General features: G+C 73.6%; 10 protein-coding genes and 2 tRNA genes. All 12 read left to right on the plus strand.

Going from position 1 to position 13805, the window contains the following annotated elements:
• The first annotated feature begins 9 nt into the window (after positions 1-9).
• The 12 genes from recF to Q1A09_RS20345 all read left to right on the plus strand — a co-directional run bounded on the left by recF (position 10) and on the right by Q1A09_RS20345 (position 13768).
• Positions 10-1242, plus strand: coding sequence for a DNA replication/repair protein RecF (gene recF / locus Q1A09_RS20290; RefSeq protein WP_299959360.1), 1233 nt, complete (start codon positions 10-12; stop codon positions 1240-1242).
• Complete coding sequence (locus Q1A09_RS20295; protein WP_299959363.1) at positions 1235-1735, plus strand: DUF721 domain-containing protein; 501 nt, start codon at positions 1235-1237, stop codon at positions 1733-1735. The genes recF and Q1A09_RS20295 overlap by 8 nt, the downstream gene beginning before the upstream one ends.
• A gap of 56 nt (positions 1736-1791) precedes the next feature.
• A complete protein-coding gene (locus Q1A09_RS20300) occupies positions 1792-2889 on the plus strand; it encodes a hypothetical protein (RefSeq protein ID WP_299959366.1) in 1098 nt (365 codons plus the stop codon).
• 22 nt (positions 2890-2911) lie between these two features.
• Positions 2912-4696 (plus strand): ABC transporter ATP-binding protein, encoded by a 1785-nt coding sequence (locus tag Q1A09_RS20305; protein ID WP_299959368.1) that lies wholly within the window; start codon positions 2912-2914, stop codon positions 4694-4696.
• A gap of 180 nt (positions 4697-4876) precedes the next feature.
• Entirely contained in the window at positions 4877-6295 is a 1419-nt protein-coding gene (locus tag Q1A09_RS20310) for an APC family permease (protein ID WP_299959371.1), read from the plus strand.
• A 340-nt stretch (positions 6296-6635) separates the two neighbouring features.
• The gene (gyrB, locus tag Q1A09_RS20315) at positions 6636-8669 is read left to right on the plus strand and encodes a DNA topoisomerase (ATP-hydrolyzing) subunit B (protein WP_299959374.1); all 2034 of its coding nucleotides are present in this window, start codon (positions 6636-6638) and stop codon (positions 8667-8669) included.
• A gap of 155 nt (positions 8670-8824) precedes the next feature.
• Positions 8825-11293, plus strand: a complete 2469-nt coding sequence (gene gyrA / locus Q1A09_RS20320) for a DNA gyrase subunit A (RefSeq protein WP_299959377.1) — start codon at positions 8825-8827, stop codon at positions 11291-11293.
• A gap of 657 nt (positions 11294-11950) precedes the next feature.
• Positions 11951-12592: a DUF3566 domain-containing protein gene (locus tag Q1A09_RS20325; protein WP_299959380.1), complete on the plus strand. Its 642-nt coding sequence runs from the start codon at positions 11951-11953 to the stop codon at positions 12590-12592.
• 121 nt (positions 12593-12713) lie between these two features.
• Positions 12714-12787 (plus strand) — tRNA-Ile (locus Q1A09_RS20330).
• A 116-nt stretch (positions 12788-12903) separates the two neighbouring features.
• A complete protein-coding gene (locus Q1A09_RS20335; RefSeq protein WP_299959383.1) occupies positions 12904-13044 on the plus strand; it encodes a DLW-39 family protein in 141 nt (46 codons plus the stop codon).
• Between the two features lie 27 nt (positions 13045-13071).
• Positions 13072-13144 (plus strand) — tRNA-Ala (locus Q1A09_RS20340).
• An 87-nt stretch (positions 13145-13231) separates the two neighbouring features.
• Positions 13232-13768 carry a peptidylprolyl isomerase gene (locus tag Q1A09_RS20345; RefSeq protein ID WP_299959386.1) on the plus strand — a complete coding sequence of 179 codons (537 nt, stop codon included), beginning with the start codon at positions 13232-13234 and terminating at the stop codon, positions 13766-13768.
• Positions 13769-13805: the final 37 nt, after the last annotated feature.

Genomic DNA, 13805 nt, shown 5'->3' on the forward strand with positions numbered 1-13805 from the left:
TACTGACCCGTGTACCTCCGCCATCTGCAGGTCGGCCAGTTCCGTAGCTGGGAGCTGGCCGACCTGGCGCTGACGCCGGGGCCGACCGTGCTGGTCGGCCGCAACGGCCAGGGGAAGACGAACCTGGTCGAGGCGGTGGGCTACCTGGCGACCATGGGCAGCCACCGGGTCTCCTCCGACGCGCCGCTGGTGCGGCACGGGGCGAGCCAGGCGGTGGTGCGGGCGGCGCTGCGCCGGGACGAGCGCGAGCTGCTGGTCGAGGTGGAGATCAACCCCGGCCGGGCGAACCGGGTGCGGGTCAACCGCGCACCGCTGCCCCGCCCCCGGGAGCTGCTCGGCCTGGTGAGGACGGTGCTGTTCGCCCCCGAGGACCTCGCCCTGGTGCGCGGCGACCCGGCCGAGCGGCGCCGGTTCCTCGACGACCTGCTGGTCAGCCGCACGCCGCGGCTGGCCGGGGTGCGCGCCGACTACGACCGGGTGCTCAAGCAGCGCAACGCCCTGCTGAAGACGGCGAAGCTGGCCCGCGGCGACGCGCTGGCCACCCTCGAGGTCTGGGACGGGCACCTCACCGAGCTGGGCGGTCAGCTGCTGGCGGCCCGGCTGCGGCTGGTGGCCGACCTGGCGCCGCACGTCGCCGAGGCCTACGCCGGCGTGGCCGGACCGGGCGCCGACCGGGCCGCGCTGGGCTACAGCAGCTCCGTGCCGCTGGCCGGCGACGGCGCCCCGGTCGACCCGGACCGGCCGGTCCCCCCGGCCGAGGAGCTGGCCGCCGCACTGCGTGCCCGGGTCGCCGAGCGCCGCAAGGAGGAGGTCGACCGGGGGGTGACCCTGGTCGGGCCGCACCGCGACGACCTGGTGCTGCACCTCGGGCCGGCACCGGCCAAGGGCTACGCCAGCCACGGGGAGTCCTGGTCCTTCGCCCTGGCCGTCAAGCTGGCCTGCTTCGCGCTGCTGCGGGCCGAGGGCGACGACCCGATCCTGGTGCTGGACGACGTCTTCGCCGAGCTCGACGCCGGCCGGCGTTCGGCGCTGGCCGAGGTGGCCGCCGGTGCCGAGCAGACGCTGGTCACCGCGGCCGTCGCCGAGGACGTGCCGCTGGCGCTGCGCGGCACCCGGGTCCAGGTGGCGGACGGTCGCGCGCTGGTCCTCCCGGACGGCGACGTGGCAGCGCCGTCGGCGGCCGACGTGGCGGAGGATCGGGCCGACCCCGCCCCCGGCACCCAGGAGGCCGACCGTGGCTGACGAGCGACCGGCACGTCCCTCCGACATCGCCCGCGCCGCGCTGGAGGCCGCGCGGGCCGCCTCGGCCGCCCGCCCCCAGCCGACCCGTCGCCGGGTGGCCGGGCCGCGCCGCCGGTGGACCGGCCCGGGCCCGGGCGCCGACGACCCGCAGCCGCTGGGCAAGCTGGTCGACTCGCTGGTCAGCCAGCAGGACTGGACGGCGCGCACGAAGGTCGGCGCGGTGTTCGGCCGGTGGGACACCCTCGTCGGGGCGGACATCGCCGCGCACTGCCGGCCCGAGTCGCTCAACGAGGGCGAGCTGCTGGTCGTCGCCGAGTCCACCGCCTGGGCCACGCAGCTGCGCCTGCTGGCGCCCTCGATCCTCGGCAGGCTGCGCGCCGGCGTCGGCGGGGACGTCGTGACCACGCTGCGCGTTGTCGGTCCGACGGCGCCAAGCTGGAAGAAGGGCCCGCGCACCGTCCGTGGCCGTGGGCCGCGCGACACGTACGGCTGAGGCGCCCCCGCGGGCACCCGGCGAGACAGGCACAGGACGACGAGGAGCACCCCGCGATGAGCAGCCCGCGCGACCGGAACGGCGACGGCTTCGACGACGACCCCGCCGGCTGGCAGGAGCCCGCGCACCTGGGCGGTGCCGACCCGACGCCCGCGCCGGGCGCACCCGACGACACCGCACGGCCCGGTGGCGACCCGCCGGCCGGTGGAGACACCGCCTCCGGTGGTTGGCAGCCGCCGGGCTGGGACCTGCCCGCCGTGGAGCCCGAGCGTCGGGCGGGTGACCCCGGCCCGCGGCCCACGGCCGACGAGGTCGCCTGGCCGCCGCCGGCCGTCGAGCAGCGGCCGGCCGGCCCCCCGCCGGAGCAGGCACGGCCGGAGCAGGCGCCGTGGCAGCAGTCCCCGGCGGAACAGTCCCCGGCAGAGCAGGCCCCGCCGCGGCGGGGCCTGGGCGGGCTGTTCGGTTCGCGCCGCGCGGCCGGCGCCGGGACGGGTCCGGACGGTCCGCCGGCCGGCGCGCCGCCGGAGCAGTCCGGCAGCTGGAGCCCGATCCGCCGGCGGAACGAGGCGATCCCGGTCCCGCCGTCGGACCCGGCCGCGATGCTGACCTGGGCGCAGCACCTGGGCTGGGTGCCCTCCGACGGGACGACGGAGGAGGACGCCGCCCTGCTGCCGCTGCTGCAGAGCGCGCCGGTCCGCCCGGGAAAGGAGGACCGGCCCAGCCGGGTGCTGCGTGGCCGGGGGAACGGGCTGGACCTGGTCGCCTTCGACATCGCCTCCCCGGCCGGCCGGTCCTGGCTCAGCACCCACGCGGTCACCGCGGCGCCGGTGCTCGCCTCGGTCCCGGGCTTCCGGCTGTCACCGGCCCGGATGTGGCGGCACGGCACCGGTGGGCTGCTGCAGATCCCCAGCCCCGACCCCGAGTTCGACCGGCGGTGGGTGCTCCTCGCCGCCGAGGACGGCCCCCAGGTGCGGCGGCTGGCCGAGGACCCGATGGTCCGCCAGTCGCTGCTGGGCAGCGACGACGGCGACGAGCTCTGGTCGGCCGCCGGCTTCGTCGCAGCCGTGCGGCCCGACGCCAACCGGCCGCAGCTGATCGAGCACCACGCCCGGCTGCTCGCCGCCGTGGTGGGCGCGCTCACCGTCACCTGGTGAGCGCGACCACCGCGCCCGGCAGATGAGCACGACCGCCGCCGAGGCCCCGGAGGCCTCCGCGCAGGCGGGTCTGCGGGAGCTGCTGCCGCTGCTCCGCCCGCACCGCCGGGCGCTGGCCGGCGCGGCGGTGCTCTCGCTGGCCTCCGCGGCCGCGGCCCTCGCCCAGCCGGCGCTGGTCGGGCAGGTGATCGGTGCGGTCGGCTCCGGCGGTGCGCTGCTGCCCGGGGTGGTGGCCCTGGTCGTCGTCCTGGTGCTCGCCTCGGTGCTGGGCGCCGGCCAGCAGTACCTGCTGCAGCGCACCGCCGAGGGCGTCGTGCTGAGCACCCGGCGGCTGCTGGTCGACCGGCTGCTCCGGCTGCCGATCGCCGAGTACGACCGGCGGCGGACCGGTGACCTGATGTCGCGGGTCGGCGCGGACACCACCCTGTTGCGGGCCACGGTGACCAGCGGGGTCGTCGAGCTGGTCGGCTCGGTGGTGGTCGGTGTGGGCGCGCTGGTGGCGATGGCGCTGGTCGACGTCTGGCTGCTGCTGGTCACCGTGCTCGCGGTCAGCGTCGGGGTGACCACGGCGGTGCTCGCCTCCCGGCGGGTGCGCGTGCTGTCCCGGCAGGCGCAGGAGCAGGTCGGGGCGATGAGCGCCGCGGTGGAGCGGGCGCTGTCCGCCGTGCGCACCATCCGGGCCAGCGGCGCCACCTCCCGGGAGGTGGCGACGGTCGGCGTCAGCGCCGAGCGGGCCTTCCGGGCCGGTGTCTCGGTGGCCCGGCTGGAGGCGCTGGTCTCCCCGGCCGGCTCGATCGCCGTCCAGGGGGCGTTCCTGTCGGTGCTGGGCCTGGGCGGTTACCGGGTGGCCACCGGCTCGATCGCCGTCGCCGACCTGGTCGCCTTCATCCTGTACCTGTTCCTGCTGGTCATGCCGCTGGGCCAGCTGATCGGCTCCTACACCCAGCTGCAGGCCGGGCTGGGCGCGCTGGCCCGGGTGCAGGAGGTGCTCGCCCTCGACCCCGAGGACGACGATCGTCCGGCCCGCGTTCCCGCCGTTGCGCCGGCCGCGCTGCGGGTGCCGGCGGCGGGCGACCCGGTGCCGCTGCTGGAGCTGGACGGCGTCGGCTTCGGCTACCCGGACGGCACCGCGGTGCTGCACGACGTCTCGTTCACCGTCCCGGCCGGCACCCGCACCGCGCTGGTCGGCCCGTCCGGCGCCGGGAAGTCGACCGTGCTCGCGCTGCTGGAGGGCTTCTACCCGCTGTCGGCCGGCACGGTCCGCTGGGCCGGCACCGACGTGCGCGACCTGCCGCGGTCGGCGCTGCGCGCCCGGATGGGCTACGTGGAGCAGGAGGCGCCGGTGCTGGCCGGCACCGTGCGGGAGAACCTGCTGCTGGCCGCGCCCGACGTGCCCGACGAGCAGCTGTGGCGCGCGCTGGCCGAGGTGGGCCTCACCGGTGTGGTGCGCCGGTCACCGCTCGGGCTCGACGTGCCGGTCGGGGACGACGGGGTGCTGCTCTCCGGCGGGGAGCGCCAGCGGCTGGCCATCGCCCGTTCGCTGCTCTCCCGCCCGGCGCTGCTGCTGCTGGACGAGCCGACGGCGAGCCTCGACGCCCGCAACGAGCAGCTGCTCCGGGACACCCTCGCCGCGGCCGCCGTCGACCGGGCACTGCTGGTCGTCGCGCACCGGCTGTCCACCGTCGTCGACAGCGACCAGATCGTCGTCCTGGACGGCGGCCGGGTGGTGGCCGTCGGCACGCACGACGAGCTGGTCGACACCAGCCCGCTCTACCGGGAGCTCGCCACCGCCCAGCTGCTGGTTTAAGGACCCCGCTGCCCCCCACCACTCGCAGGCTCGTGGCGGGCCCCTGCAGCGGGGCCAGGGGCTGGCATCGCCGTCGGGGCGGGGTGCTGCGGTGGTTCCACGTGGAACGGGTGGGTGGTTGCGCTCGACAAGCGGGCCGGGGCGCAGGACGATCCCTGCCTACCGCCGGGAGGCAGGCCCATGGCCGAGAGCGTGCGCACCGAGGACGAGACCGGCGCCAACGGCCAGCCTGCGCTGAAACGGGTGCTCGGCCCGGGCCTGCTGCTGCTGTTCATCGTCGGCGACATCCTGGGCACCGGGATCTACGCGCTGACCGGGCAGGTCGCCGCCCAGGTCGGTGGCGTGGTGTGGCTGCCGTTCCTGGTCGCCTTCCTCGTCGCGCTGGTCACCGCGTTCAGCTACCTGGAGCTGGTCACCAAGTACCCGCAGGCCGCCGGCGCGGCGCTGTACACGCACAAGGCGTTCGGGGTCCACTTCATCACCTTCCTGGTCGCCTTCGCGGTGATGAGCTCGGGGATCACCTCAGCGTCCACCGCGGCCCGGGCGTTCAGCGCCAACGCCGCCGACGTGTTCGGGCTGGGCTTCTCCGACGGCATCGGGATCACCCTGATCGGCCTGGGCTTCATGTCGCTGGTCGCGCTGGTCAACCACCGCGGGGTCGGCGAGAGCGTGAAGGCCAACGTGCTGCTCACCTGCGTGGAGCTCACCGGCCTGCTCATCGTGATCGGCGTCGGGGCGTGGGCGCTGGGCGCCGGCGAGGGCGACTTCGGCCGGGTGACCGAGTTCGACACCGGGGAGCGCTCGGTGCTCGGCGGGGTCATCGCCGCCACCGGGCTGGCCTTCTTCGCCATGGTCGGCTTCGAGGACTCGGTCAACATGGCCGAGGAGTGCAAGGAGCCGCGGCGGATCTTCCCGAAGGTGCTGCTCGCCGGGCTGCTGGCCACCGGCCTCATCTACGTGCTGGTGTCGATCTCGGCGATCGCGCTCGTACCGGCCGACGACCTCAGCCGGGGCGACACCCCGCTGCTGCAGGTGGTCGAGGCCGGGGCGCCGGGCTTCCCCATCGGGCTGTTCGGCGTCATCACCATGTTCGCCGTGGCGAACTCGGCGCTGATCAACATGCTGATGGCCAGCCGGCTGGTCTACGGGATGAGCAGCCAGCACGTGCTGCCGCCGCTGCTGGGCAGGGTGCACCCCACCCGCCGCACCCCCACGACCGCAATCCTGTTCACCACCGCGCTGGCGTTCGGGCTGATCACCTTCGTCGGCGCCGTCCCCGCGCTGGGCGGCACGACGGCGCTGCTGCTGCTGATCGTGTTCACCGTGGTCAACGTCGCCGTCCTGGTGCTGCGGCGCGACCCGGTGGACGACGACCACTTCCGCACCCCCACCGTGCTCCCGGTCGTCGGGGCGCTGGCCTGCGCCTTCCTGGCCACACCGTGGGCCGGGCGGCCCACCGAGCAGTACCGGATCGCCGGCGTCCTGCTCGGCGTCGGCGTCCTGCTGTGGGGGGTGACCGTGCTGGTGAACCGGCGCACCGGTGCCGCCGTCCCGCCGCTGGACCCCGACCGCTTCACCTCCGGCGGCCCGGTCAACTGAGGAAGGACCCCGTCCTCCCCACCCTTCGCGAGCTCGGGGTGAGCCTCGGGGCGGGGCCTGACCCTCGCCCCCTGACACCTCGGGGCCGGCCCGTGCGGGGGGCCGCCCAGGGCCCGGTGGGCGGCGTGTCGAGGAGAGGGGCAACACCGGTGGTGGCTCGAGTGTCGCGAGGGGCTCTCGCGCCGCGTCAGGGCGTCGGCGGCACACCTGGAGTGTGCCGACCCGGTACGATGGAGGGGACACACCGCCAGCAGCCCCCTGAGAGCCGTCCTGCGCCGGTCGACGCCTGCCGTCGACGTGGTCGCGCCGGCTGAACGGCTGCGCAAGAGAAGGGCCCCACGTGGTCGCTGCGCCCCAGAACGAGACCGCCTACTCCGGCAGCTCCATCACCGTCCTCGAGGGCCTGGAGGCGGTCCGCAAGCGCCCCGGCATGTACATCGGCTCGACCGGCGAGCGCGGCCTGCACCACATGGTGTGGGAGGTCGTGGACAACGCCGTCGACGAGCACCTGGCCGGCTACTGCGACACCGTGCGGGTCACCCTGCTGGCCGACGGCGGGGTCCGGGTCGAGGACAACGGCCGTGGCATCCCGGTCGACATGCACCCGGTGGAGAAGCGCCCCACCGTCGAGGTCGTCCTGACCATCCTGCACGCCGGCGGCAAGTTCGACGGCAAGAGCTACGGCGTCTCCGGCGGGCTGCACGGCGTCGGCGTCACCGTCGTCAACGCCCTGTCCACCACGCTGGACGTGACCGTCTGGACCAAGGGCCGCGAGTGGCAGCAGCACTACGCCGAGGCCAAGCCCGGCCCGCTGCAGGAGGTCGGCCCGACCGACAAGCGCGGCACCTCGATCACCTTCTGGGCCGACGGCTCGATCTTCGAGACGACGACCTACTCCTACGACACGATCAACCGGCGCCTGCAGGAGATGGCCTTCCTCAACAAGGGCCTGACGATCATCCTGCGCGACGAGCGGCCCGGGCACAGCAAGGCCGAGAGCGGGGTCGGCGAGGAGTCCCTGGCCGAGTCGGCCGCGCCGGTCGAGGCCGAGGACACGGCCTTCGAGCCGACCGAGGTGACCTACCGCTACGACGGCGGCCTGGTCGACTACGTCGCCTACATCAACCGCCGCAAGACCGCGATCCACCGCTCGGTCATCGGCTTCTCCGCCGACGGCGTGGGCAAGAACGACACCGCGATGTCGGTCGAGGTCGCCATGCAGTGGTCCGACGCCTACTCCGAGTCGGTGCACACCTTCGCGAACATCATCAACACCCACGAGGGCGGCACCCACGAGGAGGGCTTCCGCGCGGCGCTGACCTCCATCGTGAACAAGTACGCGGTGGACAAGAAGCTCCTCAAGGAGAAGGACGACAAGCTCACCGGCGACGACATCCGCGAGGGTCTCGCCGCGATCGTCTCGGTGAAGCTCGGCGACCCGCAGTTCGAGGGTCAGACGAAGACCAAGCTGGGCAACACCGAGGTCAAGGGCTTCGTGCAGCGGGTCTGCAACGAGCAGATCGGCCACTGGTTCGAGTCGAACCCGGCCGAGGCGAAGACGATCATCACCAAGGCCGCCTCGGCCGCCCGCGCCCGCCGCGCGGCGCAGGACGCCCGCAAGCTCGCCCGCAAGAACCTGCTCAGCGTCAGCGGCCTGCCGGGCAAGCTCGCCGACTGCCGCTCGACCGACCCGAGCCTCTCCGAGGTCTACATCGTCGAGGGCGACTCGGCCGGTGGCTCCGCGAAGTCCGGCCGGGACTCGATGTTCCAGGCGATCCTGCCCATCCGCGGCAAGATCATCAACGTCGAGAAGGCGCGCATCGACCGGGTGCTGAAGAACACCGAGGTCCAGTCGATGATCACCGCCTTCGGCACCGGCATCCACGACGAGTTCGACGTCACCAAGCTGCGCTATCACAAGATCGTGCTGATGGCCGACGCCGACGTCGACGGCCAGCACATCCGCACCCTGCTGCTGACCCTGCTGTTCCGCTTCATGCGCCCGCTGGTCGAGGCCGGCTACGTCTACCTGGCCCAGCCGCCGCTGTACAAGGTCAAGTGGGGCAACAAGCACGCGGACGACTACGTCTACACGGACAAGGAGCTGCAGGCGCTGCTCAAGGCCCGTGCCGACGAGGGCCGCAAGCTCCCCAAGGACGACGCCATCCAGCGGTTCAAGGGCTTGGGCGAGATGGACGCCAAGGAGCTGTGGGAGACCACGATGAACCCCGAGACCCGCATCCTGCTGCAGGTGACCCTGGAGGACGCCGCCGCCGCGGACGAGCTGTTCAGCGTGCTCATGGGCGAGGACGTCGTCGCCCGCCGCAGCTTCATCACCCGCAACGCCAAGGACGTCCGCTTCCTCGACGTCTGAGGAAGGACCCCCTCGCCCCCCACCGCTCGCAGGCTCGCGGTGGGCCCCTGCGAGGGGGCCGGAAACGGCGCCTGCGAGGGGGCCGGCCCGCGGGTGGGCGCGCGTGAGCTGCGCACTCATCCACCACTGTGTATCGACTTGTGGAGAACCAGACCGTGACGGAAACACCCAGCCGCGACCGCGTCGAGCCGGTCGACCTCCAGCAGGAGATGCAGCGCAGCTACATCGACTACGCGATGTCGGTCATCGTCGGCCGAGCGCTGCCCGACGTGCGGGACGGCCTCAAGCCGGTGCACCGCCGCGTCCTCTACGCGATGTTCGACCAGGGCTTCCGCCCCGACCGGGCCACCGTCAAGTGCGCCCGCGTCGTCGGCGAGGTCATGGGCAACTACCACCCGCACGGTGACTCGTCGATCTACGACGCCCTCGTGCGGCTGGCCCAGCCCTGGTCGATGCGCTACCCGCTGATCGACGGGCAGGGCAACTTCGGCTCGCCGGGCAACGACCCGGCCGCGGCCATGCGGTACACCGAGGCCCGGCTCACGCCGCTGGCCATGGAGATGCTGCGGGACATCGACGAGGAGACCGTCGACTTCCAGCCGAACTACGACGGCAAGAACCAGGAGCCCCTGGTCCTGCCCTCGCGGATCCCGAACCTGCTGATCAACGGCTCGGCCGGCATCGCCGTCGGCATGGCGACCAACATGCCGCCGCACAACCTGCGCGAGGTCGCCGCCGCCGTCTTCTGGATGCTCGAGCACCCCGAGGCCGAGCCGGAAGAGGCGCTGACCGCGTGCATGGAGCGGGTCAAGGGCCCGGACTTCCCGACCCACGGCCTGATCGTCGGCCGCGAGGGGATCGAGGACGCCTACCGCACCGGCCGCGGCTCGGTGCGGATGCGGGCCGTCGTCACCGTCGAGGAGGACAGCCGGGGCCGGGTGCAGCTGGTCGTCACCGAGCTGCCCTACCAGGTCAACCCGGACAACCTGGCCGAGTCGATCGCCGAGTCGGTCCGGGACGGCCGCCTGCAGGGCATCAGCGAGATCGCCGACGAGTCCTCCGACCGGGTCGGTCGCCGGCTGGTCATCACCCTGCGCCGCGACGCCGTCGCCAAGGTGGTGCTGAACAACCTCTACAAGCACACCCAGCTGCAGACCACCTTCGGCTGCAACATGCTCTCCATCGTCGACGGCGTGCCCCGCACGCTCCGGCTCGACGAGCTCATCCGGCTGTGGGTGACCCACCAGATCGAGGTCATCGTCCGGCGCACCCGCTACCGGCTGCGCAAGGCCGAGGAGCGCGCGCACATCCTGCGCGGCTACGCGAAGGCCCTGGACCACCTCGACGAGGTCATCGCGCTCATCCGGCGCAGCGAGTCGGCCGAGGCCGCCCGCACCGGGCTGATGGAGCTGCTGGACGTCGACGAGATCCAGGCCGTCGCCATCCTGGACCTGCAGCTGCGCCGGCTCGCGGCCCTGGAGCGGCAGCGGATCCTCGACGAGCTGGCCGAGATCGAGGCCCGGATCGCCGAGCTTCAGGCCATCCTCGACTCCCCCGAGCGGCAGCGGCAGATCGTGCACGACGAGCTCGCCGAGATCGTGGAGAAGCACGGCGACGAGCGGCGCACCCAGTTCGTGGCCAACGACGGTGACGTCTCCATGGAGGACCTCATCGCCGAGGAGCAGGTGGTCGTCACGATCACCCGCACCGGCTACGCCAAGCGCACCAAGGCCGACCTGTACCGCTCCCAGCGGCGCGGCGGCAAGGGCGTGATGGGCGCGCAGCTCAAGCAGGACGACCTGGTCCAGCAGTTCTTCGTGGGCTCCACCCACGACTGGATCCTCTTCTTCACCAACAAGGGGCGGGTCTACCGGGCCAAGGCCTACGAGCTGCCCGAGGCGGCCCGCACCGCCCGCGGCGCGCACGTGGCCAACATCCTGGCCTTCCAGCCGGACGAGAAGATCGCCCAGGTCATCCAGATCAAGGACTACTCGGTCGCCCCGTACCTGGTGCTGGCCACCACCCGCGGCCAGGTGAAGAAGACCCGGCTCACCGACTTCGACTCCCCGCGCACCGGCGGCGTCATCGCCATCAACCTGCGTGAGGGCGACGAGCTGGTCGGGGCGGCGCTGATCAGCCCCGACCAGAACCTGCTGCTGGTCACCCGCAAGGCGATGTCGATCTGCTTCAAGGCCACCGACGACCAGCTGCGGCCGATGGGCCGGGCCACCGAGGGCGTCCGCGGCATCTCGCTGTCCGCCGACGACCAGCTGCTGTCGATGATCGTCGTCCAGGAGGGTGTCGACGTCCTGGTCGCCACCGAGGGCGGCTACGCCAAGCGCACCGGGATCGAGCACTACCCGGAGCAGGGCCGCGGCGGCAAGGGCGTGCTCACCGCCGACCCCAAGGCCCGCAAGGGCGCGCTCGTCGGGGCCCTGGCCGTGGTGCTCGGGGACGAGCTGTACGCGATCACCTCCGGCGGCGGCGTGATCCGCACCCCGGTCAACGGGGTACGGCACACCCGGGACCGGGCCACCATGGGCGTCAAGCTCATGAACTTGCCCGAGGACGTGTCGATCGTGGCTATCGCGCGTACGACGGACAACGACGAGCCCGACGCCTAGGGTGGGGCGGATGACAGGCCGGGGTTCGGGACGACGACGTCCCGCTCCGCGCCTGCACGCCGACCACGGCAGTGACCGGACCGGCGTCCCCGTCAGGGCAGCGGGTCCGGTGGGTGCAGCGATGCGGCGAAGGCCGCTGGGTGACGGGAGACTGGGATGAGCGACCGGGCGCGAGGTTCGGTGCGTACCGAGTCCCGAGAGGGGTCCGGCACGGCCGACGAGGCGCCGGCAGGCGCCGCCCCGGTGGGCGACCGGACGGAGTCGGCGGGCGGGTCAATGGACTCGACCGGTGCTCCGGCAGGTGGCGCCGAGCCGGCCGGGACGTCGTCGGCGAGCACCCCGCCGGACGCCGGCGGGAAGCCGGCGCGGTCCGGTGCCTCGGCCGGGGGTGCTGCCGAGCAGTCGGGCAAGGCCCCGGCGGCAGCAGCACAGTCGGCCAAGACGTCGGCACCGGCGGGCAAGGCCTCGGCGGCCGCCCAGCGGCCGAGCACGTCGACCTCACCTGGCTGGAGCCCGGGCGCGGCCGGCAAGGCCCCTGCGGCCGGCCAGGCGCCTGCGGCGGGTGCTGGGGCAGCCTCCGGGAAGGCCCCCGCGCCGGCGCAGCCCGCGCCCGCCGCGGAGCCGGGGCCGCGCCCGGTGACCACCCCGGCACCTCCGGTGCCGCCGTCCACCGGCACCAACCGCGCGGTGGGCGGGGGTCGCGCGGCCGCCCCGCGCAGCGGGTTGCCCGCCGCCGGCTCCGTCCCGGTCGACTCGACCCAGGCCGTCACCCTGCCCCCAGCGGGGGCGCGCCCGGTCGAGCCGTCCCGCCCGGCGGCCGCCCGGCCGTCCACCGAGGGCGCCAAGCGTGAGGCCACCGGGCGTGAGGCCACCGGGCGTGAGGCCACCGGGCGTGAGGGCACGGGACGGGTCCGGGGCGCCGGTCGTGGTCCGCGCCGCGCGCGTCTGCAGCTGCGGCACATCGACACCTGGTCGGCGCTGAAGATCTCCCTGGTGCTGTCGATCGCGCTGTTCTTCGTCTGGATGGTCGCGGTCGGCATCCTCTACGGGGTGCTCAGCCAGCTCGGCGTGTTCGAGAGCCTCAACGACCTCATCGGCCAGGTGAGCAGCTCCACCGGTACCGACGTCACCGCCGACGGGGACGTGATCAACGCCGGCATCGTCTTCGGTGGTGCGGCGGTGATCGGCGCGGTCAACATCGTGCTCCTGACGGCGCTGTGCACCGTGGGCACGTTCGTCTACAACCTCTGCTCCGACCTCGTCGGTGGCCTGGAGGTCACCCTCGCCGAGCGCGACTGAGCACGGCGCCCCTCCGGGTCGGTCGCGACCGGCCCGGAGGAGCGGTCGGCTCGACTCGGCCGTGCAGGCACCCCCCTGGCGGGGGCGGCGCGAGGCGCAGGTAAGATGTTCACCGGTCCACGGGCCTGTAGCTCAGGCGGTTAGAGCGCATCCCTGATAAGGATGAGGCCGGAGGTTCAAGTCCTCCCAGGCCCACCCGTGCACCGATGGTGGGAGATCCCGGTCCAGCTGGCTCCGGGTCTCCCACCCCGCGGTCGCCCGTCAGCGGTCACCGTGGCCGCGGTGACCACCATCGTCCCAGGAGGTCCCGCGTGCTGAAGAAGCTGGCGGTGGCAGCGCTCGCTGCCAGTGCCGTGGTCGCCGTCCGCAAGCGCAGCGCCGGCAAGGGCGAGGCCGACCTGTGGGCCGAGGCCACCCGCGGTCCCGGAGCGGTGAGCTCCCCCCGCGGCTGACCCACCGGCGCGCGCGCCGCGCCGCCCGGGGACGTAGCTCAATTGGCAGAGCACCGCCTTTGCAAGGCGGGGGTTAGGGGTTCGATTCCCCTCGTCTCCACTCCGGCCCCGCTCCGACGGGGCCTGCACAGCAGTCCCTGACCGGGCACCCGGCAGCCTCCCGGGGAGCAGTGGGAGAGTGGTGGTCGTGACCGAACAGACCCCCGCCGCACGGCGCGCCGTCCTGCACACCAACCACGGCGACATCACCGTCGACCTGTTCCCCGACCATGCGCCCAAGACGGTCGCCAACTTCGCCGAGCTCGCCGAGGGCAGCCGCGAGTGGATCGACCCGCGCACCCGCGAGAAGACGACCGACAAGCTCTACGACGGCACGGTGTTCCACCGGGTCATCAACGGCTTCATGATCCAGGGTGGCGACCCCCTCGGTCAGGGCACCGGTGGCCCCGGCTACCGCTTCGGCGACGAGTTCCACCCCGAGCTCTCGTTCAACCGCCCCTACCTGCTGGCGATGGCCAACGCCGGGCCGGGCACCAACGGCTCGCAGTTCTTCATCACCGTCACCAACACCACGCACCTGAACAACAAGCACACGATCTTCGGCGAGGTGGCCGACGAGGCCAGCCGCGCCGTGGTCGACCGGATCGCCACCACCCCCACCGCCCGCGGTGACCGCCCGGTCGATGACGTCGTCATCGAGTCCGTCGAGGTGCAGCGCAGCTGACCACGCCCGAGGGCACCGGGGGCGCCGGCGCGGGTGA

The sequence above is a fragment of the uncultured Modestobacter sp. genome (assembly GCF_947486615.1).
In the GTDB taxonomy this organism is placed as follows: Bacteria; Actinomycetota; Actinomycetes; order Mycobacteriales; family Geodermatophilaceae; genus Modestobacter.

Excerpts from the sequence above, each read along its gene's own strand:
- Q1A09_RS20300 (WP_299959366.1), top strand. The coding sequence starts at position 1,792 with ATGAGCAGCCCGCGCGACCGGAACGGCGACGGCTTCGACGACGACCCC.
- Q1A09_RS20310 (WP_299959371.1), top strand. The coding sequence starts at position 4,877 with ATGGCCGAGAGCGTGCGCACCGAGGACGAGACCGGCGCCAACGGCCAG.
- Q1A09_RS20305 (WP_299959368.1), top strand. The coding sequence starts at position 2,912 with ATGAGCACGACCGCCGCCGAGGCCCCGGAGGCCTCCGCGCAGGCGGGT.